At 55.4% G+C, this 21,684-nt stretch carries 15 protein-coding genes; 8 read left to right on the forward strand and 7 right to left on the reverse strand.

Translation table 11 applies throughout. The features are described 5' to 3' along the window. The gene (locus tag IGS51_RS08040; RefSeq protein WP_297077861.1) at nucleotides 1-855 is read right to left on the reverse strand and encodes an LPS biosynthesis glycosyltransferase; all 855 of its coding nucleotides are present in this window, start codon (nucleotides 853-855) and stop codon (nucleotides 1-3) included. A gap of 199 nt (nucleotides 856-1,054) precedes the next feature. Between IGS51_RS08040 and IGS51_RS08045 the strand changes: the two genes are divergently transcribed. Continuing rightward, a complete protein-coding gene (locus IGS51_RS08045) occupies nucleotides 1,055-2,356 on the forward strand; it encodes an FAD-binding oxidoreductase (RefSeq protein ID WP_297077863.1) in 1,302 nt (433 codons plus the stop codon). A 35-nt stretch (nucleotides 2,357-2,391) separates the two neighbouring features. Here IGS51_RS08045 and IGS51_RS08050 read toward each other — a convergent pair whose 3' ends face one another. Continuing rightward, a complete protein-coding gene (locus IGS51_RS08050; RefSeq protein ID WP_297077865.1) occupies nucleotides 2,392-4,599 on the reverse strand; it encodes a CHASE2 domain-containing protein in 2,208 nt (735 codons plus the stop codon). A 916-nt stretch (nucleotides 4,600-5,515) separates the two neighbouring features. On the opposite strand from IGS51_RS08050, the gene IGS51_RS08055 reads away from it, so the two are divergent. Then, a complete protein-coding gene (locus tag IGS51_RS08055; RefSeq protein ID WP_297077867.1) occupies nucleotides 5,516-8,188 on the forward strand; it encodes a M1 family metallopeptidase in 2,673 nt (890 codons plus the stop codon). Between the two features lie 144 nt (nucleotides 8,189-8,332). Then, entirely contained in the window at nucleotides 8,333-8,479 is a 147-nt protein-coding gene (locus IGS51_RS08060; RefSeq protein WP_297077870.1) for a hypothetical protein, read from the forward strand. A gap of 201 nt (nucleotides 8,480-8,680) precedes the next feature. Here IGS51_RS08060 and IGS51_RS08065 read toward each other — a convergent pair whose 3' ends face one another. The 3 genes from IGS51_RS08065 to IGS51_RS08075 form a co-directional block, all read right to left on the reverse strand. Continuing rightward, on the reverse strand, nucleotides 8,681-10,444 hold the full coding sequence (locus IGS51_RS08065) for a ribonuclease J (RefSeq protein ID WP_277772610.1): 1,764 nt from the start codon (nucleotides 10,442-10,444) through the stop codon (nucleotides 8,681-8,683). Nucleotides 10,445-11,268: 824 nt separating this feature from the next. Beyond that, nucleotides 11,269-12,162 (reverse strand): 4-hydroxy-tetrahydrodipicolinate synthase, encoded by an 894-nt coding sequence (dapA, locus tag IGS51_RS08070; RefSeq protein ID WP_297077874.1) that lies wholly within the window; start codon nucleotides 12,160-12,162, stop codon nucleotides 11,269-11,271. A gap of 32 nt (nucleotides 12,163-12,194) precedes the next feature. Further along, the gene (locus IGS51_RS08075) at nucleotides 12,195-13,247 is read right to left on the reverse strand and encodes an aspartate-semialdehyde dehydrogenase (RefSeq protein WP_297077911.1); all 1,053 of its coding nucleotides are present in this window, start codon (nucleotides 13,245-13,247) and stop codon (nucleotides 12,195-12,197) included. Between the two features lie 358 nt (nucleotides 13,248-13,605). Between IGS51_RS08075 and tig the strand changes: the two genes are divergently transcribed. The 4 genes from tig (at nucleotide 13,606) to IGS51_RS08095 (ending at nucleotide 18,978) form a co-directional block, all read left to right on the forward strand. After that, nucleotides 13,606-15,294, forward strand: a complete 1,689-nt coding sequence (gene tig / locus IGS51_RS08080) for a trigger factor (RefSeq protein WP_297077876.1) — start codon at nucleotides 13,606-13,608, stop codon at nucleotides 15,292-15,294. Nucleotides 15,295-16,015: 721 nt separating this feature from the next. After that, nucleotides 16,016-16,723 carry an ATP-dependent Clp endopeptidase proteolytic subunit ClpP gene (gene clpP, locus IGS51_RS08085; RefSeq protein ID WP_172354756.1) on the forward strand — a complete coding sequence of 236 codons (708 nt, stop codon included), beginning with the start codon at nucleotides 16,016-16,018 and terminating at the stop codon, nucleotides 16,721-16,723. Between the two features lie 9 nt (nucleotides 16,724-16,732). Continuing rightward, entirely contained in the window at nucleotides 16,733-18,079 is a 1,347-nt protein-coding gene (clpX, locus tag IGS51_RS08090; RefSeq protein ID WP_297077880.1) for an ATP-dependent protease ATP-binding subunit ClpX, read from the forward strand. A 26-nt stretch (nucleotides 18,080-18,105) separates the two neighbouring features. Next, entirely contained in the window at nucleotides 18,106-18,978 is an 873-nt protein-coding gene (locus IGS51_RS08095) for an alpha/beta hydrolase (RefSeq protein ID WP_297077882.1), read from the forward strand. A gap of 54 nt (nucleotides 18,979-19,032) precedes the next feature. Here the strand turns inward: IGS51_RS08095 and IGS51_RS08100 are convergent, their stop codons facing one another. Further along, on the reverse strand, nucleotides 19,033-19,887 hold the full coding sequence (locus IGS51_RS08100) for an SWIM zinc finger family protein (RefSeq protein ID WP_297077884.1): 855 nt from the start codon (nucleotides 19,885-19,887) through the stop codon (nucleotides 19,033-19,035). Nucleotides 19,888-19,988: 101 nt separating this feature from the next. Here IGS51_RS08100 and IGS51_RS08105 point away from each other — a divergent pair, with 101 nt between their 5' ends. Further along, the gene (locus tag IGS51_RS08105) at nucleotides 19,989-20,354 is read left to right on the forward strand and encodes a DUF760 domain-containing protein (protein ID WP_172358841.1); all 366 of its coding nucleotides are present in this window, start codon (nucleotides 19,989-19,991) and stop codon (nucleotides 20,352-20,354) included. Nucleotides 20,355-20,422: 68 nt separating this feature from the next. Here the strand turns inward: IGS51_RS08105 and IGS51_RS08110 are convergent, their stop codons facing one another. Next, a complete protein-coding gene (locus IGS51_RS08110; protein ID WP_297077886.1) occupies nucleotides 20,423-21,658 on the reverse strand; it encodes an HhoA/HhoB/HtrA family serine endopeptidase in 1,236 nt (411 codons plus the stop codon). Nucleotides 21,659-21,684 lie beyond the last annotated feature (26 nt).

The following is a 21,684-nucleotide window of genomic DNA, read 5'->3' on the forward strand; positions in this document are numbered from 1 at the left end:
TCAAAGCCGCCGGATGAGTTGACGGGCGATCGCCCATTGCAGCATTCGTCTTGGGGCGCTGGCTTTGCGGAGGATCTTGGGTCGGAGGAAACGCCCCAGCAGAAGCCGCCCGATCCCTTTGAGGCGGGCGTTGAGGCGAATCCAGAGATAGCGCGATCGCCACTGGTGTCCGGTTCCGGCGTAGAGGGGGCGAAAGGCTAGTGGCCCGGCCAGCACGTCGGCGCGGTGGATGCCGCTGATACCATGCTGACGATGCTCTGGGTTGGGGATGCCGCCGTGTTCGCCATAGTTGCGAAAGCTGATGTAGTTTTTGAAGCCGTGCGATCGCAGGTATTTATCCACCTCGGAGTCGAAATTGAAATAGCCCGTGCCGTGATGCTCATGCACCCAGTCAGCCAGGCCACAAAGGCAGCGGGCGGCGGCAGGCGTGACGACGTAGGCGACTAGCGAGGTTGAAAATCCCTCCGCAAAGCCGTCAGGACTGAGGCTATAGATCTGTGCCGCGCAGGTGTAAAGCCAGCAGAGTCCGGTGGAGGGCTGAGACAAATCCATCGGCAGCGGCAGAGACGACATCCCAACCACGGGCACAAAATCCGCTTCGACGATTAGGGTTGGCCGGGGTTCTGCCGCCGCCTGCACCCAAGCTCGACGGTGGTTCATCATGCAGCAATAGATGGCGGCACAGGAGGAGTCGGGCGATCGCTCATTGCGAAATAGCTTGACCTGCCAGCCTTCATTGGCCAGCGCTTGCTCTAGCGGCTCAGTCTCTTCCCGATACGCAATAATAAAAGCTTGCTGAATCTCATCTTTGAGCAGGGGCGGCTGAGTCACTGGGCTGGCAACATCACGAGTCATGGCACGAGTCATAGTCAGAATTACGCTCTCAGTCCTGGATGGCAAACCTGTAGACGCAATTCATGAGAAAAGGAGCGGGGTTAGACTTGCCCTGAAAAAAAACCGACGCTGCAAAAACGACCCCTTATGGGAGGATGGTCAGCGGGTCGTTTGCATGGCCTGATCATGAAGCATTTCCTGGATCTGTTACCTGGATTTTATGAGCAAATTTGTCCCCAGTCTCCAATCTCTGGTCGGCGCTGAGCAACTCTCGGTTTGGGAAACGGTCGCACCAGCACTGAAGGCGCAACTGTCCCAGGCGATCGCCCCTGGTGGCATACCCGAATGCATTGTGGAGCCAGATTCGCCCGCCCAGCTTGCCGCTGTGGTGAAAGCATTGCACGCGCAAAAAGGGCGATCGCTCCCCTTTGGCACAGGCACCAAGCTGCACTGGGGCGGCGTATCAGACAGCATACAGGTCGGCATCAGCACGGCCCGGATGAACCAGCTGATCGACCATGCAGCCGGGGATCTCACGGTCACCGCGCAGGCCGGAATGCGGCTGGCCGACTTGCAGGCACACCTAGCTCGACAAAACCAGTTTTTGCCGCTCAACCCGTCCTACGGCGACGCAGCCACCCTCGGCGGCATCATTGCCACAGCCGATAGCGGCTCCCTGCGCCATCGCTACGGCGGCGTGCGAGATTTGCTAATCGGCGTGACCTTTGTGCGGGCGGATGGCGAAATCGCCAGGGCCGGTGGGCGCGTGGTGAAAAACGTGGCAGGCTATGACCTGATGAAGCTGTTCACAGGCTCCTGGGGCACGCTGGGCATCCTTACAGAAGTCACCTTTCGCGTCTATCCCTTGCCCGAAGCCTCGAAAACGCTGGTGCTGGCAGGAGAACGAGAGGCGATCGCCCGCGTCACCCAGGCACTCCTCTCCTCAGCGCTTGCCCCAGTTGCAGTGGAACTGGTTGCCCCAGCCGCCATGCAGCACCTCGGTCATGCAGGGCTGGGGCTAGTGGTGCAGTTTCAGGGTCTTGCCGTTTCCCTAGATGCCCAGGCCGCCCAGTTCCGCCAGTTTGCCCAGGCCGCCGCTCTCGTCGAGTCCACCTACACCGACGCTGCTGAGGCATCCTTGTGGCAAACATTGCAAGCCCTGTGGGAAACCGCTCCTTCCCTCACCTGCAAAATCGGAGTCTTGCCCAATCAGGCCGCCGCAACCCTGGAAAAAATTGCCGACCAGTTTCCCTCGCTGGCCTACGGCACGATTCACGCAGGCAGCGGCTTGGGGCTGCTCCGGTTCGCTGATCCGCCTAGCACCGGCCACCTGCTGGATCTACGCCGTCTCTGCGAAGCCCAGGGTGGCTTCCTCTCCCTCCTGGCCGCCCCTGTTGACCTGAAACAGCAGATCGACGGGTGGGGCTATCCCGGCAACGCCCTTGGGCTGATGCGCGGCATTAAGCAGCAGTTCGATCCAGACAGGCTGCTGAGTCCGGGGCGGTTTGTCGGCGGTATTTGATTTCTCACAACCTTACGTTTTGATTTCTCACAACCTTACGACGCTCTCTTCTCCACCTCCACAGGCAGCGCATACTGCCGCTTGCCAGCCTGCTTAGCCTGATACATGGCCAGGTCTGCTTGCTTGAGCAGGGTTTCGGGGTCGTCGCCGTGGGTGGGATAGAGGCTGATGCCAATGCTCGTGGTAACAGGAATTGACTCACCTTCTAGCGCAAAGCTTTGGGATAGCGTATCGAGAATCTTTTCGGCAACGCGGGTCACGTCTTGCACATGGGGAATGGCCGGCAGCAGCACCACAAATTCGTCGCCGCCAAAGCGGGCTACGGTGTCGCTATTCCGCAGGCAGCGAGAGAGGCGCTGGGCTACGGCTTTGAGCAGCAGATTGCCCATTGCGTGGCCGTAGGTGTCGTTGATGTGCTTAAAGCCGTCCAGATCTAGGAACAGCACCGCAACAAGCTGGTCGTGTTCTTGCGCCCAGAGGAGCGATTGCAAGAGGCGATCGCACAATAGCTGGCGATTGGGCAATCCTGTCAGGCTGTCGTGATAGGCCAGGTGTTGCAGGTGGTATTGCGCCTGTTTTAGCTCAGCGTTGGAGCGCACCAATTCCGCAGCGGTGCGGCGCAGTTCCTCTTCCATCTGCTTGCGCTGGGTGATGTCGCGAATCACGCCCACCAGGAAGGTATTACCCGCAGCGTCTTTGTGGAGCGATCGCTTGGTTGCCGTTAGATAATGCGCTCCATCGGCGCTGGTAAATTCTTCCTCGCTCTCGCTGTCCAACCCTGTTTCAAACACGCTCTCATCGTGCTGCCGCAGGAAATTGGCCTGATGGGGCGGGAAAATGTCGTGGTCGGTTTTGTCGAGCAGTGTTTCGAGCGGATAGCCCACAAAGCGGCAGAAGGCTTCGTTTAGCACAATCCACCGTCCCTGCCGATCTTTGACAAACACCGGATCGGGAATCGTGTGGATGACCGAACTGAGAAACTCTTTGGATTTTTTGAGTTCCTCTTTGAGGTAAGCAATGTAGCTCGTAATCACGCCGCTAGACCCAACCAGCGCCAGCAGCGGCGGCACCAGCGGAATCCACCACCCCTGAAGAAATGCCAGGTAGCAGATCCCTAACAGAAGGCTGCTGGTTCCCAGTAATGCAATGGCTAGCTTTGCCGGGTGGCGAAATTGCCAGCTTACAACTGCACCCACCAGCGACCAGCCCAAAATCCAGATCCATTCCACCGGAGAGAGCCAAACCTGCAAGGGCGATCGCCCATACAGCGCCGCATCCAGCAGTTGGCTGATGAAGTTGGCGTGGAGCGCTACTCCAGGAATACGCTGCACGGTGCCGTTCATTTCCCGGCTGTAGGAGTTGAAAAAGAAATCATTCAGGCTTTCGGCGGTGGAGCCAATCAAAACGATGCGATCGCGCATCAGCGCCGGATCAACCTCGCCGTTTAGCACTTCCGTCAGCGATACTGTGCGATAGCGAGAACTGCGCGTGTTCGCCAGAATTTGATAGCCGCCGTCATCTGCCCGCACATAGCCACCGTCATTGCTGCCCAGCCGCCGCAGCACCGATCTCCCAAGCTTTACCTCGCCAGGATTGTCGGGCGCGGGTTGGGTATTGATGCCCCAGTCTTGCAGGTACAAAAGCGCCAGCTTCAGCGCAAAACTGCGGCGCAGTTCGCCGTTTACGCCCCAATACAAAATCACCCGCCGCACCCGGTTGTCGCTATCGGTCACGACATTGTTAAACCCCACTTGCCCTGCTTGCTTCAGCAGTTTGGGCGGCTCTACACCCGGACTCGTCGAGTCAGCGATTTTCTCGATGCCGATGAGATTTGGCGTGGTGCGAAACACCGCCTTGAGTTCGTCGCCGCCCTCGCCCACCGAAAATTCGCGGTAGATGTCCAGCCCAATGGCGCGGGGTTGGTAGGATTTAATTTTTTGGAGCAAATCCGCCATCACCCGATCGGAAATGGGCCAGTCGCGCAGGTTTTGAATGTCGATGTCATTAATGCCGACGATGACGATGCGTTCATCCACGGGATCGGCTGGACGCAGGCGAAAGGCGCGATCCAGTGCTGCCAGTTCCAAAAATTGCAGCCCACCCAGCCAGCGCAGCCCCAATACGCCACCTGCCACGACGATCGCCGTCAGCCAGATACGCCGCTCTCGCCACAGCCGATGGCTGCCCGGCTGGAGGTTAGACAACGATTTTGACTTCAGACGGTTTGCTTGACGCAGCAACATTGCACTTAGATCAGCAGATGGGGCAGAATGCAGGCTGATTGCGGGGGATGCACCATTTCAGACTTTAAAGTGCCCTGCGATCCCCTGGAAATCGCCAGAATTTTGGTAAAAAATTTGTCAGCATTTGCAGAAAAATGTGAAGGAGGAATGAAGGGCGATCGCCCCCTTGACGAATCAACAGCTATACTCCTTTGCTGCGAAACGATCTCATCACTGGTTTCCCGCGCTAATCTAAGCAATAGACTGGACGAGCCTGAAGACATTTCGGGTCAGGCAAGGGCGTGGAAACTACGGACACTGCCTGCCGCCAATCTGTGCCAATGGCTTTCGCTGACCTCCGTATCAACCCATACGGATATCAACCCATACAGACTTCATCTGTGCGTAGGGCTGCCTTGCGGGATTTGCCTCCCCAATCTGCCTAGCCAATGGGTTTCCCCTCTGAAAACAGAGATTCTGTTTTCAGATTCGTGCTTCTAGACTTGCCTTCCAAGCTGCGATCGCTCGTCTTGTTGGCAAAAGGTCTGGCAGAGCGTCAGCAGAAGGGATGCAGAGCCTCAGCAGAGCGTCAGCAGGGGGATGCCAGGTGGGGCGATCGCAAGGGGTGCATCCCACTTTTGTAGCCCTCACCCTAAAGTCCTATCCCAAAGCGGCAGAGGGACATCTAATCCGGCTCCCCTGCTCCCGCTTTGGGAGCAGGGGCTGGGGGATGAAGGCAAACTTGCAGAACTGGGATGCGCCCGATTGCAAGCGCTTCTGCTCTTCCCATTTACCTCCTCCCACTGCTTCCTCCCATTGCCACGTCAGATGCCATCCTGATAGTCTGTCTCGAATTGAATTTGCCTCAAATTTGCCCCGTCCTTATCCAGTCCCGATTCCCTCACACCCTCGTCGTTGCATTTTCCAGGTTGATTGCATGTCTCAGTCCTCTCGCCGCACGATCCATCAGTCTGTCTACCAATCTGTCTACGCCACCGCTCTAGATAATAATGGCTACCGATCTTTCGAGTTGCCCGGTGCCCGCCCCCACTACAACCCCGATCGCCCCGGTCAGGTCGAGCATATTGCCCTAGATCTGGATCTCGACCTCGCCCACCAGCGCTACAGCGGCACCTGCGCTATTCGGCTCAACCCGGTGCGAAACGGCATTGAGCGGCTGACGCTGGATGCGGTCAAGCTAGACATTCATTCCGTCAAAGCAGGCAAGCACAAGCTGCACTTTGACTACGACGGTGAACAACTCCAGGTTTCTCTCAAAGACCCCACCCGCTCTGGCAAACCCATCACGCTAGAAATCACCTACAGCAACGACCACCCCCAGCGCGGACTCTACTTCATCGCACCCGACCAGCACTACCCCCAAAAGCCCGTGCAGGTGTGGACTCAGGGCGAAGACGAAGACTCGCGCTTCTGGTTTCCCTGTTTCGACTATCCGGGGCAACTCGCCACTAGCGAAATCCGCGTGCGTGTACCAAAACACCTGTTGGCAATTTCCAACGGCGAACTGCTGGAGACCATCGAAGATGGAGACAGCAAGATCTACCACTGGTTCCAAAAAGAGGTGCATCCCACGTACCTGATGACGCTGGCGGTGGGTGACTTTGCCGAATTGCGCGACGAGTGGCACGGCAAACCCGTCACCTATTACGTAGAAAAAGGACGGGAGGACGATGCCCGCCGCAGCATGGGCAAAACGCCCCAAATGATCGAGTTCTTTAGCCAGACCTTCGGCTATACCTACCCCTTTCCCAAATACGCCCAGGTCTGCGTCGATGACTTCATCTTTGGCGGGATGGAAAATACATCCACCACGCTGCTGACCGATCGCTGCCTGATCGACGAACGCGCCGCCCTAGACAACCGCAGCACCGAGGCGCTTGTGGCGCACGAACTGGCCCACCAGTGGTTTGGAGATGTGGTGGTCATTAAGCACTGGAGCCACGCTTGGATCAAAGAGGGCATGGCCTCCTATTCCGAAGTGCTGTGGACGGAGCATGAATACACCGCCGACGATGCCGCCTACTATCGGCTGAATGAGGCCCGCAGCTATATTTCTGAAGACAGTAGCCGCTATCGTCGCCCGATTGTGACCCACGTTTATCGGGAGGCGATCGAGCTATACGATCGCCACCTGTACGAAAAAGGCTCCTGCGTGTATCACATGATCCGCCGGGAGTTGGGCGATGAAGAATTCTTCGATGCGGTTCACACCTTTGTCAACGACAATGCCCACAAAACGGTGGAAACGGTTGACCTGCTGCGGGCGATCGAAAAGGCGACCGGGCGGAATTTGCAATTTCTGTTTGATCAATATGTCTATCGCGGCGGACATCCCGACTACAAAGTGTCCTATAGCTGGGATGGCGACAGCAAGCTGGCAAAGGTGACGGTGGTGCAAACTCAGGCAACCGATGGCGATACCGATCTTAGAAGTGACTTGTTTGACCTGAAAATTCCCATTGGCTTTGGCTATGCCAAAGAGGAAGAGGGCAAAGGTAAAGACAAGGCGGCCAAGCCCTTGGCGACGCTCAAAACCTTCACCGTGCGGATTCATGAGCGAGAACAGTCCTTCTATTTTCCGCTCGATGAAAAGCCGCAGTTCGTCAGCTTTGATGTCGGCAACCACGTTTTGAAAGAGGTGACGCTGGACTATGGCGTGGCAGAGCTAAAGGCGCAGTTGAAGCATGATCCTGACCCGGTTTCTCGGATCTATGCGGCGATCGCCCTTGCCAAAAAAGGCAACCTGGAAGCCGTGAAAGCCCTGGGTCATGCCTTGGCGCACGATCCGTTTTGGGGCGTGCGGGCAGAGGTGGCCGCAGAACTGGCTTCAATCAAGCTGGATCAATCGCTAGAAGCACTGCTAGAAGGGTTAAAGGATGCCGATGCGCGAGTGCGACGGTCGGTCGTCGAAGCGCTAGCCCAGATCAAAACCCAGGAGAGCTATAAGGCAATTAAAACCGTAGCCGAAAAGGGCGACCCCAGCTACTACGTAGAGGCCGCAGCGCTGCGATCGCTCGGCACGGTGGCTGCCAGCCCGCTCAACGGCAAGTCCAAAGAAGAAAAGGTAATCAAGCTGTTTCGAGAGGTGCTGGACACCCGCGCCGGGTGGAACGAAACGGTTCGCAGTGGGGCCATCGGCGGCTTGAGCAAGCTGAAAGAATCGGCAGCGGCGCTGGAGCTAATTTTGGACTACACGGCGATGGGCATACCGCAGGCACTTCGACTGGCCGCAATTCGGGCGCTAGGGGCGGTGTCCCTTGGGCAAGAAAAACCCCAGGTCGAGCGCATTCTCGATCGGCTGCGGGAGTTGTCGGATGAGTCGTTCTTTTTGACCCAGGTGTCTGTGGTGATGGCCTTGGGACAGATGCAAACCACTCGCGCCGCCACAGTGCTGCAATCGCTTGCAGACCGCACCCCCGATGGTCGCGTTCGCCGTATTGCCGAAGAAGCGGTGCAGCGGGTGATGAAAAATGCGGGTCAGGATCAGGCTGTAAAGAAACTTCAACAAGAGCTGGATCAGCTCAAGAAGGACAATCAAACGCTCAAGAGCCGTCTGGAAAGTTTGGAGGCAAAGGCAGCGAAGGGATAGTCTCGGTTTTCACTTTGAAGCTATTGTCTGGAATTTTGAAAATATGGGGTTTTCCCCTGCTTCCACCTGCAAAATGGGCTGCCTATAATGGCGTTCATCTAGGTTAAGAGTCCCGCCTAAATAAGCCTTCTGGGGTGCGTCGTTATGGAGAACCAGAACCCACCGTTTGCACAGCCTGCTACGCTGATCGAGTCGTCGGGCGATCGCCCAAAAAGCCTGAAAACCAACCCATTCACAACCTATCGCGATCCACAGACGGGTCGCTGGATCGTGGTTAAGCCCGCTGGATAGAGCGCTCAAGATTTTTGAGTTGAGTGCATCTGCCCAGTCTGCTAGGGTTAATCTCTGTCAAGCAAAAGAGGGACGCAGTTGATAGGCTGTGTCCCTCTTTGTCTTGCTTGATCTATGAACTTATCCGCCGTCTAGTCGCTTGTCGTCTAAGAAGACACTAAGATAAGAAGCCCCTGAGAAGCCACCTTTTCTGCCTCTACACTAAGAAGCCACCTTTTCTGCCTCTAGCCGACGAGTGCCGTTGGACACTGAAACGGGCTTAATTGGCGTTTGCATTAAAAACACCAGTAGCGGACTCCGTTGAAACTCGCGGCGCAACTGTCGGCGCAGTTCGGCTTCCAGCGTCGCCTGTAGCTTCGTCCAATCCACGTCAATTTCTCCGTCGCCAAAATTGTGAGTCACCTCTTTCCAGCGATCGCTCAGCACGGTTTCTAAGGTTTGCATCACAGAGCGCTCCAGCCGAGATTTCTCTACGGAGGTCACGACCCCCCGCAGGTGGATTGCAGGGACAGACACCAACTCACCATTCCAGCCAATCGTCGCGGCGATCGTCACCACGCCATCTTCGGCAAGCTGCTGCCGCTCTTTCAGCACACGCTGATGCACCACGCCAGAGCGTGAAGAATCCACCAGTTCGATTCCCGACGGCACTTTACCCGCTACTCGAATGCTGTCCTGGGTCAGTTCCACCACATCCCCATTGTCAATAATCACCATATTCTCGGCGGGAATGCCCATACTCTGGGCGGTTTCCGCGTGCTTAACGAGCATTCGATGTTCGCCATGAACGGGCAGGAAGAATTTCGGTCGCGTCAGCGCCAGCATGAGCTTCTGGTCTTCCTGTGCGCCGTGTCCCGAAACGTGAATGCCCTTGTCACGGCCATAAATCACGTTTGCCCCCTGCATCATCAGCTTGTCAATCGTGTTGACGACAGCAATGGTATTGCCAGGAATCGGGTTCGCCGAAAAGATCACCGTATCCCCTTTACGGATCTGGATCTGCTTGTGTTCTCGATTGGCAATCCGGGTCATCGCAGCCATCGGCTCACCTTGAGACCCCGTACTCAAAATCAGCACGTTCTCATCGGGCATTTTGTTGGCCATATTGAGCGGCACGAACAAATCGTCCTCGCACTTGATGTAGCCCAGTTTTCGGGCGTGGGCAATGACGTTGAGCATCGAGCGTCCCAGCACCGACACGACGCGCCCGTGTTTTTTCGCCAGTTCCAAAATCATGTTGACCCGATGCACCGACGAAGCAAAGGTGGTGACAATCAGCCGTCCCTTTGCCTGACTAAAGTGGCGATCGAGATTGGGAAAAACGGAGCGCTCAGATGGAGTGTGTCCGGGCACTTCTGAGTTGGTCGAGTCGCTAATTAGACACAGGACACCCTTCTCGCCATGCTCTGCAAGACGCTGAATATCGAAGTATTCGCCATCCACAGGCGTATGGTCAAATTTGAAGTCTCCGGTGTGAATCACAACGCCCAAGGGGGTGTGAATTGCCACGCTGAAACTATCCGCAATGGAGTGGGTATTGCGGATATACTCTACCAGGAAATATTTGCCAATCCGCACCATTTCACGGGGGCGAACGGTGCGTAGTTCCGTGCGATCGGCAACCCCTGCTTCTTCCAGTTTGTCTTCTAGCAGCGCCATTGCCAGACGTGGCCCGTACATTACCGGAATGTCGAACTGCTTGAGATGAAAGGGAATGCCGCCGATGTGATCCTCGTGTCCATGCGTGACAATCATGCCCTTGATTTTCTGGCGATTTTCGCGCAGGTAAGTGGTGTCAGGCAGCACGATATTTACGCCGTGCATTCCATCGGTGGGAAAGGCCAGACCTGCATCTAGCAACACGATTTCATCAGCATATTCAAACACGCAGGTGTTTTTACCAATTTCATGCAGCCCTCCCAAAGGGATAATTTTGAGGGCGGAGTTTTGGTCGTTTTGACTCATGTAGATCCTTGATCTAGGTTTGGATTTGAAACTTTAGAGAATTGACAAAAAAGAATTAGAAGGATTGACAAAAAGGTAGCGGCAGTCGAGCGTGGCTTGGAAGCCTCCCTCAGATTTACCAAAAACCTGAGATTCCTTAAAAATTGAAGAGAAGCTGTCTCTAGGCGATCGCCTCTATACAAACAAATAGGATGAATAGGCAGGCGCTTTCACCTCTTTCAAAAGTGACGAAAAGACTGAAGGAGTTCAAAGTAAGGGGGCGTTTCCTGTTGAGGCCAGGACTTTCATCAAAGTAACTTTAATGACAGTTCTAATGCAGTTTTTTAACTCGATCTTTAACTTGAACAACCCAAGGAAGTAAACGTGATGTGAGGTAGCAGAAGGCGTTAGATAAGTCACTGAAGAAGTCTATAAGCTAATAAACAGAAAGATCTCTTTCTTGGCGAAATTAATACTTAGCAGATACGGTCTAATGCTAGAGGATGCTGAGAATCCTCAACCTGCGAGACTGTAAAGCTTTTACCAATCAATATTCAGTTTTCAAGAAATCTGAGGAAGATGCTTCGGGCGATCGCTCGAAAGTCAGGGTCGGCTGAGTGCAGTGGCAAGAGTCATCGGATTATCAATTTCACAATCTTGCTGCGAGTTCTGCCCCAGTTCTGCATCTAAGCGCCTTTGTCCAAATCCATCCAAATCTAAATGTGCCCTTAACCCCTTTGCCGCACCACTGCCCTATGCCAACTCTGTACCTAGCCAAGGCGATACGGGTTCTTTGCGACCAACCTTCTTGATGTTAATCGGCGGCTGCCAACTTCTTGCGCTAACTATGCTCCTGGAACTAGATGCAAATCTGCCATCACCCGGCTTAGCAAAGATTCCGTTGCTGCAAGATCATCTGCCAATGGTAACCGAGCATCGCCAACTTTCCAACCCTGGAGCCTGAGTGCAGCTTTGATCGGAATTGGATTCGTAGTCACAAACAGCGCCTTAAACAGCGGAAAGAGTTCGAGATGAATCTGAACCGCACGCTGAACCTGACCCTGCTCGTAGGACTGAATCATCTCTTGAAGACTCAGACCCACTAGATGGCTAGCGACGCTCACCACGCCCTGCCCCCCTATTGACAGCATAGGCAACGTTAAAGAATCATCGCCAGCGTAAATACCGAAGGACATCGGCGTAGAACGTCGAATCTGGCTCACTTGGTCAAGATTACCACTTGCTTCCTTAACTGCGACCACATTAGGCAGTTCGGAAAGCCGAACAATGGTCTCAGCGGTGAGATTCTGCCCTGTCCGTCCCGGAATGTTGTACAACATAATCGCTAGGTCAGGGCAGGCCTCAGCGATCGCCCGAAAGTGTTGGTATAACCCTTCCTGGGGCGGCTTGTTGTAGTACGGGACGACCTGAAGCGATCCATCCAAACCGAGCTTTTCAGCTTTCTGAGTCGCGGCGATCGCCTCTTTAGTAGAGTTCGATCCAGTTCCCGCTAATATCTTAGCGCGTCCAGCCGCCGCTTTCTGCACAACTTGAAACAGTTGATACTCTTCATCCCAGCTTAATGTTGGCGATTCGCCCGTGGTGCCGCATACCACTAACCCATCGCTGCCGTGGGTAACGAGGTAATCAGTCAGAGCTTCGGCAGCGGCATAGTCTACCTCGTCATCCGAGGTAAAGGGGGTCACCATTGCCGTAATGACTCGTCCAAACATGGTCATAATCAGGTCTCTAGCTCCAGGATTCGGAAACGCTAGCTCTGTGGCGTGGCGATCGCCCGCTCAGCCGGACGCAGCCAGTCTTTCTCAATCAGCAACTCAGCAATTTGAACCGCATTGAGCGCCGCTCCTTTGCGGATCTGGTCGCCACAGATCCAAAGTTCTAGCCCGTTAGGATGGGAAATATCCTGACGAATCCGCCCGACCAGCACCTCATCCCGTCCAGTCGCATCCATCGGCATCGGAAAATAATTTGCCTGCCAGTCTTCCACAAGCTTGACCCCAGGAGCCTGAGACAAGATCTCTCTCGCCTGGTCAGGGCTGAAGGGCGCGGCAAACTCTAGGTTGATGGCCTCGGAATGGGCCCGCAAGACTGGGACGCGAACACAGGTCGCAGAAATCCGCAAACTTGGCTCTGAAAAAATCTTGCGGGTTTCGTTCACCATTTTCATTTCTTCCTCGCAATACCCCGTTTCAGTCATAGGCGAGTTGTGAGGAAACAGGTTGAACGCCAGCGGATAGGGCAAAACTTCTGGCACAGGCGCTTTGCCGTCCAAAATGGCCTGGCTTTGGAGCCGCACCTCTTCCATCGCTCGTGCCCCAGCTCCACTGGCAGACTGGTAGGTCGCTGCTATGATGCGCTGGACAGGTTGCACGCGATGCAGTGGGTAGACCGCCACGTTCATCAAAATGGTCGTGCAGTTGGGATTCGCAATGATGCCAGAATGCTCGGCCGCTGCGCCAGGGTTGACTTCTGGCACCACCAGAGGAACCGTTGGGTGCATCCGAAAGGCGCTGGAGTTGTCGATCATCACTGCGCCAGCAGCCACAATCCGATCTGCCCAAGCTTTGGAAGTAGAGCCGCCTGCCGAGGCCAGCACGATGTCGATATTGTCGAACGCGCGATCGCCCACCGCTTCTACAGTCAGAGCCTCTCCCTGGAACGTGAGCGTCTGCCCAGCCGAGCGGGGAGATGCCAGCAGCTTCAAATCAGCCAGCGGAAAGCGGCGCTCCTCTAGCAGGCTCAGCAGTTCCGTTCCAACGGCTCCTGTCGCCCCCAAAATGGCAACTCGATAGGATTGCGACAAACTCATTTCCTCCAGTCTTCGGTCATGTGAAACAGTTCAAATGAAACAGTTCAAACAGCGCGACTAGCAAGTACAAGTCGCAAGTGGAAGATGTACTGTTGAGTATGCCTTAAGCCAATACCCTAGCGATAGACGCTTATAGAATTTTGAGGCAACTCCAAAGCCAGTATTCTAACTCATCTGTTTTTCCGGTTTGCTCAGGGCAAAGCACTCAGGCAGGATCTGGGAGGTTCGCGCTAGTTTCAAAGGTGGCAACGGTGTCAACAGCAAGATGCAGATTGAGACAGAATCCGCTACGATAGCTAATTGCGACGATGCCGAACGGGCTGTTCTGAACAACGCTGCGAGAAATTATCGAATGAAAGTTACCCAGGAAAAACTCCCGGCCAGTCGGCTTGGGCTAGAGATTGAAATTCCCTCCGAGTCTACTTCGCAGGCCTACGAAAAGACCCTGCAACAGCTTATCCGCCAAGCCAATATTCCTGGGTTCCGCAAGGGAAAAGTGCCACGCCAGGTTGTTTTGCAGCGCTATGGCATCCGCAGCATCAAGGCTACCGCTATCGAAGAGTTGATCGAGGACTCGCTCCGTCAGGTACTTGAGCAAGAAAAGATCGATGCCCTGGGCAATGCAGAACTGCGCTCGTCCCTAGAGGAACTGGTGGAGCAATACGAACCAGGCAAACCGCTGACGGTTTCGCTGTCGATCGACGTTGCGCCAACTGCCAAGCTGGTTAATTACAAAGGGCTAACCGCTCAAGCAGAGGAAATCCTCTATAAACCGGAAAGAGTTGATGAAGTCCTCGAAAGCTATCGAGAGCGATCGGCAACGCGCGTGCCCGTCGAGGGTCGCCCGGCAAAAGAGCAGGACATCGCCGTCATAGACTTTTCGGGACAGATCACGGGCGATGAACCGAAGGAAATTCCGGGCGGCAGCGCCACGGACTTCGAGGTAGAACTATCTGAAGGGCGCTTCATTCCTGGGTTTGTGGAAGGCATCATCGGCATGTCGGTCGGAGAGACGAAGGAAATCGAGGCGACATTCCCCGAAGATTACTCGCAGGCAGATCTGGCCGGTCAGCCCGCTGTGTTCACGGTGACGCTGAAGGATCTCAAAGAAAAGGAACTGCCGGAACTGGACGACGATTTCGCTCAGGACATCAGCGAGTTTGAAACCCTGGCAGAATTGCGCGAGTCGCTGGAAAAACGCTTCCAAGACGAGGCCAACGACAAGACCAAGGCAAACAAGCAGGAAGCATTGCTCGAAGCGCTAGTTGCCAATCTGGAAGTTGAGTTGCCCGAAACCCTGATTCGCCGCGAGGTGGATCACATGATTACCCAGACGGCAATGCGCTTTGCTGAGCAGGGTATGGACATTAAGCAAATGTTTACACCGGAGATGGTAAACATGATGCGAGAGCGGTCCCGCCCTGAGGCGATCGCCCGCCTCCGGCGCACGATGGCTCTGGGTGAGGTAGCCAAGCAGGAGTCCATTACAGTGGATGCTGCTGAAGTTGAAGCAAAAGTTGAAGAGGTCTTAGACGATCTGGAGGGGCGGTCTGTCGATCGCGATCGCCTGCGGGAGGTGATTGAGGAAGACCTAATCCGCGACAAAATCTTTGAGTTCCTGGAAGCCAATAGCACCGTGGAACTGGTTCCTGAAGGAACGCTGGTGAAAGAAGAGCCAGTGGAAATGGAACCCACCCAGGACGACGCGGCCGACACAGCCACTCTATCCAGCACGCCATCTAGCACGGAGGATGCCGTAGAGGTTGGCGCTGAACCCGAACCTGCCCTGGCAGAAGAACCCACTAGTCCAGAAGCAGCAGTAGAAGTCGTGGCAGAAGTCGTGGCAGAAGCTGATGCTCCCGCTACACCCGCCGAGAAGACATCCAAATCGACCCGCTCAAAATCAGCCAAGTCGGCAGCAGAATCCCCAGAAGGTGCTGAATCAGAGGCGATCGCCGAGGTGGAAGCGCCAGAGGAAGCAGCCGCCAAGCCTGCTGCCCGCAAGCGCAGCACTCCTAAGTCCAAAAAAGATGAAGGTTGATTGAGCAATACTAAGCAGTACGTTGTTTTCTTGCTCTAGCTGCCATTGAGTTTCATCTTTATTCGTTTTTGAGGATTTCAGCACTTTTACAGAAAGTAACAGTTTCCGTTCGTGGCGCTGCCAAATCTATAAATCCTCTGGAGATTGCCTACCCGTCTCCTGCGACTTAGGGCATAATGACGGGTATGGTACTCCTAATTCAGGCAATACCGGGCTTAGCGTGTTTTTGTCGAGTTTAGCGAGGGCTATGCCGCTGAAATCTAGCTGAGATGTAGTTGAGATCTGGTAGGTTCAATTCCTCACAAGCTTGGATGAATTTGACTCTTGATTTGACTCTTAAATAGCGTTTCAAGGCAGGCGCTCCCCAGCAACCCTCCTCTGATCACTAAAACCTAAACGGAACGCTCAGCAGAGACAACGGGAGAAGTTGCTTTAGTTCCTGTAATTGCTCTACAAGGCGACGATGCACGGTTTGATTTGGAGACAACTCTATCGAGCAGCTTTATGCAGCCAATAGTAGCTAATAGCAGCCAATAACTGTCTTCCAATAACTGTCTTCGGTGGCTACGCTGAATCAGAACTCATAAGCCTCTCACCTCTACCCTGTACCGCATAGCCGCCCGTTCTAGCCCAATCTCCTTTGCAGAAGCCTCCTCAGACGCTCATTCTTTCCTACCCTTCTGGAATTCAAAAGTTCTTTTAAGTCGCTGAATGGTTTTGTATGGTCCTGCCTCATTTTTCTAGATCCGACGCTAGCAGCAATCTCGTTGGGGCTGTTTCGTCTCTGTCCCCACACCCCCTTGACGTGGTGAACACCATTCCGATGGTGGTTGAGCAGTCTGGTCGGGGTGAACGAGCTTTTGACCTCTATTCCCGGTTGCTTCGAGAGCGAATCATTTTTTTGGGCACTCCTATTGATGACAACGTTGCAGATTTGCTAGTTGCCCAGCTTCTTTTTCTAGATGCCGAAGATCCCGAAAAAGATGTGCAAATTTACATCAACTCGCCGGGTGGCTCCGTCACAGCAGGAATGGCCATCTACGACACGATGAAGCAGATTCGCCCCGATGTTGTTACGATTTGCTACGGTTTGGCCGCTAGCATGGGCGCGTTTTTGCTGTCGGGGGGCACTAAGGGCAAGCGTCTATCCCTGCCCAGTTCCCGGATTATGATTCACCAGCCGCTGGGAGGTGCCCAGGGGCAAGCTGTGGATATTGAGATCCAGGCGAGAGAAATTTTGTATCATAAGCGAACGCTGAACGAGCTATTGGCACAGCATACGGGGCAGCCTCTTGAACGCATAGAAGCGGACACAGAGCGCGACTTCTTTATGTCTGCTGAAGAAGCGAAGGCCTACGGGTTAATTGATCAGGTTGTTTCTCGGCCGGGCATATCCGATGCCAGAGAGACCCTCTCCGCAGTGAATTAAGAGGCGACCATGTCAAAATACGACTCTCATCTGAAATGTTCGTTTTGTGGTAAGTCGCAGGAGCAGGTTCGCAAGCTCATCGCCGGCCCAGGGGTCTACATTTGCGATGAGTGTGTGGATTTGTGCAACGAAATCTTGGATGAGGAGCTATTTGACTCTAGTTCCACCGTGCCCCAACCCTCGCCCCGCCGAGAGCAGCAGCCTGAAAAGCGGGCGACCCGTGCGCCACGCCTCTCTCTAAACCAGATTCCCAAGCCCCGCGAGATTAAGAAACACCTAGATGAGCATGTCATCGGGCAGGACGAAGCCAAGAAGATCCTCTCGGTCGCGGTGTATAACCACTACAAGCGCCTTAGCTTTGTGCAGAGTAAGGCTGCTAACGGTGGGAAGGCAGACGATGCCGTTGAGCTGCAAAAGTCCAATATCTTGTTGATTGGCCCGACGGGCTGCGGCAAGACGCTGCTGGCTCAAACCCTGGCAGAGATGCTAGACGTGCCCTTTGCGGTGGCTGATGCGACAACGTTAACTGAAGCAGGATATGTCGGCGAAGACGTGGAGAATATTCTGCTGCGGCTGTTGCAGGTTGCGGATCTGGACGTAGAAGAGGCGCAGCGTGGAATTATCTACATCGACGAGATAGACAAAATTGCTCGCAAGAGCGAAAATCCCTCGATTACGCGGGATGTGTCGGGTGAGGGCGTGCAGCAAGCGTTGCTGAAGATGCTGGAGGGGACGGTTGCCAATGTTCCTCCCCAGGGCGGGCGGAAGCATCCCTATCAGGATTGCATCCAGATAGACACGAGTAATATTCTCTTTATCTGCGGCGGCGCGTTTGTGGGTCTGGAAAAGGCTGTGGAGCAGCGGATCGGGAAGAAGTCGATGGGCTTTGTGCAGCCGGGAGAGGCGCAGCAGTCCAAAGACAAGCGCACGGCAGATGTGCTGAAGCATCTGGAGCCGGATGATCTGGTTAAGTTTGGGCTGATTCCGGAGTTTATCGGGCGCGTTCCGGTGATGGCGGTGGTCAACCCGCTGGACGAGGATGCGCTGGCTGCAATCTTGACGGAACCCCGCAGCGCACTGGTCAAGCAGTACCAAAAGCTGATGAAGATGGATAACGTGCAGCTTGAGTTTAAGCCGGACGCGATTCGGGCGATCGCCAAGGAAGCCTACCGCCGCAAGACCGGGGCCCGCGCCCTCCGCAGCATTGTGGAAGAACTGATGCTGGATGTGATGTACGAGTTGCCGTCGCGCAAGGACGTGACGCGCTGCGCCATCACTCGCGAGATGGTGGAAATGCGCTCGACTGCGGAGTTGCTGATGCACCCATCTTCTCTGCCGAAGCCGGAGTCTGCCTGAGGGTTTGCGAGGTCAGGGTTTACTCGATGCCTTACTGCTCGATTCGCGGCGTTGATCACTATTACGAATGGATTTGTGAATCCGGCTCAGCGCCGTCTGGAAGCCGGCCCGTACTAGTGTTTTTGCACGGTTGGGCGGGGTCGGCCCGCTATTGGGAATCGACGGCTCGGCGGCTGATGTCGCAATACGACTGTTTGCTGTACGACCTGCGGGGATTTGGGCGATCGCACTTGCCCCGCCCCATTCCAGAAACCGTAGCCGCCATCGGCTATGAGCTAGAAACCTATGCAGACGACCTAGCGCTGCTGCTCGACGAGTTCGGACTGGAGCGGGTGACGCTGAATGCCCATTCCACCGGAGCGTCGATCGCCGTTTTTTTCTTGAACCAATACGCTGAGCGGGTCGATCGCGCCATCCTGACGTGCAGCGGCATTTTTGAATATAACCAGCAGGCGTTTGAAGCCTTCTACCGCTTTGGCAAGTACGTGGTGGATTTTCGCCCCGGCTGGCTGCGGCATATCCCGCTGGTAGACCAACTGTTTATGGCGCGGTTCCTGCGTCGTTCGATTCCGGCGGGCGATCGCCGCGCGTTTCTGGCCGACTATCTCGATGCCGACTACGAGGCGGCCCTGGGCACAATTTACACTGCCGTCAGCAAAAAGGCCGTGGACGTGATGCCGCAGGAATTTGCCCGCCTCACGGTTCCCACACTGCTCATTTCCGGCGAATACGACCAGATTATCCCTGCCTCGATGGGGCAGCAGGCCGCCAGCCTGAGCGATTGCATCACCCACCGCGTCATCGCCGAGACAGGACACTTCCCCATGCTGGAAGACGCAGAAACTTACATGGAAACCATCGAGGCGTTCCTGAACCAGACCCCCGAACCCGTTGCCTAGCGTTAACCTAGCATTTACTTAGCGTATACTCCAGCATTCACTCAGCTTGCCGACTCAGCTTTCTTCTGGCTGGGTTCCGGCCGTCATCGCAGACAGCACGGCCTGCTGCGCCACCTGACTGTAGAGGCTGCGGAGATACTCATTCACCGCATGGGCAGAAACCGACCCCGACGTACTGCCCTCGGAACGCAGCGGCATCTGCCCCAGCAAATCGAGGACAGTTTCTGAACTGGGCGGCGGCGCAATAACCACAAGCGACGGCTCTAGCTGCTGGTCATACTGCCAGAAGGTTTGCAGGGCGATCGCCGAAGACGCGGAAACTGGCGGAGCGGTCAGCGGATTGGGTGTTTCTTCTGGCGGCGGCGCATCGGGACTGGCGCTGCGGAGCCGACGCAGTTCGCTGATAATCTGCTCCTTGGTGCGCCCCCGCAACTGAAACAGGACGAAGGGATCTTCACTAAAGCGATCGCCCAGCACGTAATACACCGCCCCAATGTGCTTGCAGGGATTCGCTGGGTCTGGGCAAGAACAGCGGCTGTGGATATCAAACTTGGTAAACGGGAACAGGCTCAGTCCGTTAGCCGTGAAAACTTCTTCAATATTCTGCGGCATCTCGCCCGCCAGCAGTTTGGCAGAAAAAATCGCCTGCTGAGACAGAGATTCAATCACATACTGCCACTGCTCATCATCAAACGGATCGAGGGACAGCGTGACCTTGTATGGCTCTGGCGCAGTACCCTGAACCCGCGCATGAACCTTCGCGCCGCGAAATTCGATCGACAGCACATTGCCTTCGCGGGCATAGTTGCGGGCGCGGGCCAGACGACGCACCCAGCCAAACGACTCCAGCACATCAACCCAGCGCTGGGCCCACCATTCCCGACTTGGCTGCGCGTCATACTGAGTCATGGTTTAATCAAGTTCCGTAATTTCCCTTAAGGAGCGTTGTCACAGGCGCAAATATAAATGTAACAATAGGATTCAATCTTATCGTGACTTCCTGGGTTCCTATGAACTTTGACCCCGACAGCACCGAACTGTTTGGCAGTAGCGCCGAAGAGATGCAAGCCAACGAACTGTTGAAGTATCTCCAGCACCAGTCGCCAGAGGTGCTGGCGCGAGTAGCTCGGTCTGTCAGCCCAGAAATCAAAGACATCATTTCGCAAAACGTGCAGGGTTTAGTGGGAATGCTGCCCTCAGAAGCCTTCACGATGCAAATCACAACCGATCGCGACAATCTGGCGGGGCTGCTCGCCTCTGCCATGATGACGGGCTATTTCCTGCGGCGCATGGAGCAGCGCATGGAGCTAGAAGTCAGCGTGGCTGATGCGTTTGGCTCGTTTCGCGATAGCGGCGATGAGTCGTCTGGCAGCTAGCATGTGATGTTGCTCAGTAGGTTGATTCTGGGGGTTGATTCTGGGGGTTAATTCTGCCGATTCTGCGGTTAATTCTGCGATCGCGGCAGGGTTGTGGGCCGCACGCCAATTTCCAAAACCTCACCCTCCCGGTTAATTTCTAGCGCCAGCAGATCGCCGATTTTGCTACTATCCACCTGCTCCTGCACGTCGGATGCAGTGTTAACAGGAACGCCACCCACCTTCAGAATCACGTCTCCGGGCTGAAGTCCGGCCGTGGCAGCGGGGGTATTTTCCAATACCTGGAGAATGAGAACGCCCCGATCGACCGCGAGTTTTGACGGATCGAAGGGCGGATCTTCGACGTTTTGCTGCAATTCTTCCTTGAGCGCCGGGGTAAGGTTGGTCATTTGAATGCCCAAAAACGGATGCGCGACCTGTCCCGTGGCAAAAAGCTGGTCGGCAATTCGCTTGGCGGTTTCGATGGGGATGGCGAAACCCAGCCCCTGCGCGTTGGCGCGAATGGCCGTGTTCATGCCAATGACCTCGCCTTGGTCGTTGAGCAGCGGGCCGCCGGAATTGCCGGGATTAATCGCTGCGTCGGTTTGGATGAAACGAACTCGCCGATCGGGGCTACCGACTTCGGAACTGGAGCGTCCCGTAGCGCTGATGATGCCCGCCGTCACCGTGTTGTCCAGTCCCAAAGGATTGCCGATGGCGATCGCCCATTGTCCCGGAACCAAGTTGGTCGAGCCGCCCAGCGTCACAGTTGGCAAATCGGTCGCATCGATGGCGATCGCCGCCACATCCGTCACCTCATCTGCACCCACCACCCGGCCCTCAAACTCGCGCCCGTCCCTCAGCGTTACACGCACCGTGTCGGCTCCTTCCACCACATGGGCATTGGTGATGATCTGCCCATTGGGTGAAATCACAAAGCCAGACCCCGTGCCCCGCCGCAGCCGCTCCGGGGCGCTCGGGCCCTCCTCGCCAAAAAATCGACGAAAGAAGGGGCTGGCTCCTGGCGGAACCCGGCTCACGGTGCGGGATGCATCAATCCGCACCACGGCCGGGCCAACGCGCTCTGCGGCAGCCGCAATGAAGTTATAGGGTTGGGCATTGGGAACACTCGGCGGCGCAGGCGGCGATTCGTTCGCCACGGGGGCTAGGGACGGTGGCATGTTGGCAGGGCTGCGATTGGGCAAAGACTGAGGGGTGCGGACGGGGCTGAACGACTGCCAAGTCGCGTGTCCGGCCATGCCCAGACCCACACCCATCATCAGCACGGCGGCATACATGCCCCAAGATTTCAAAGATTTGACCATGAGACGGAGTTGAGAAGCAGTGACGA

This window comes from Thermoleptolyngbya sp. M55_K2018_002 (assembly GCF_015295965.1).
Lineage (GTDB): Bacteria > Cyanobacteriota > Cyanobacteriia > Elainellales > Elainellaceae > Thermoleptolyngbya > Thermoleptolyngbya sichuanensis.

What these genes read in the sequence shown, in the direction of transcription:
- IGS51_RS08040 (WP_297077861.1), bottom strand. Translation starts at nt 855, where the DNA reads ATGACTCGTGATGTTGCCAGCCCAGTGACTCAGCCGCCCCTGCTCAAA.
- IGS51_RS08045 (WP_297077863.1), top strand. Translation starts at nt 1,055, where the DNA reads ATGAGCAAATTTGTCCCCAGTCTCCAATCTCTGGTCGGCGCTGAGCAA.
- IGS51_RS08050 (WP_297077865.1), bottom strand. Translation starts at nt 4,599, where the DNA reads ATGTTGCTGCGTCAAGCAAACCGTCTGAAGTCAAAATCGTTGTCTAAC.
- IGS51_RS08055 (WP_297077867.1), top strand. Translation starts at nt 5,516, where the DNA reads ATGTCTCAGTCCTCTCGCCGCACGATCCATCAGTCTGTCTACCAATCT.
- IGS51_RS08060 (WP_297077870.1), top strand. Translation starts at nt 8,333, where the DNA reads ATGGAGAACCAGAACCCACCGTTTGCACAGCCTGCTACGCTGATCGAG.
- IGS51_RS08065 (WP_277772610.1), bottom strand. Translation starts at nt 10,444, where the DNA reads ATGAGTCAAAACGACCAAAACTCCGCCCTCAAAATTATCCCTTTGGGA.
- dapA (WP_297077874.1), bottom strand. Translation starts at nt 12,162, where the DNA reads ATGACCATGTTTGGACGAGTCATTACGGCAATGGTGACCCCCTTTACC.
- tig (WP_297077876.1), top strand. Translation starts at nt 13,606, where the DNA reads ATGAAAGTTACCCAGGAAAAACTCCCGGCCAGTCGGCTTGGGCTAGAG.
- clpP (WP_172354756.1), top strand. Translation starts at nt 16,016, where the DNA reads ATGGTCCTGCCTCATTTTTCTAGATCCGACGCTAGCAGCAATCTCGTT.
- clpX (WP_297077880.1), top strand. Translation starts at nt 16,733, where the DNA reads ATGTCAAAATACGACTCTCATCTGAAATGTTCGTTTTGTGGTAAGTCG.
- IGS51_RS08095 (WP_297077882.1), top strand. Translation starts at nt 18,106, where the DNA reads ATGCCTTACTGCTCGATTCGCGGCGTTGATCACTATTACGAATGGATT.
- IGS51_RS08100 (WP_297077884.1), bottom strand. Translation starts at nt 19,887, where the DNA reads ATGACTCAGTATGACGCGCAGCCAAGTCGGGAATGGTGGGCCCAGCGC.
- IGS51_RS08105 (WP_172358841.1), top strand. Translation starts at nt 19,989, where the DNA reads ATGAACTTTGACCCCGACAGCACCGAACTGTTTGGCAGTAGCGCCGAA.
- IGS51_RS08110 (WP_297077886.1), bottom strand. Translation starts at nt 21,658, where the DNA reads ATGGTCAAATCTTTGAAATCTTGGGGCATGTATGCCGCCGTGCTGATG.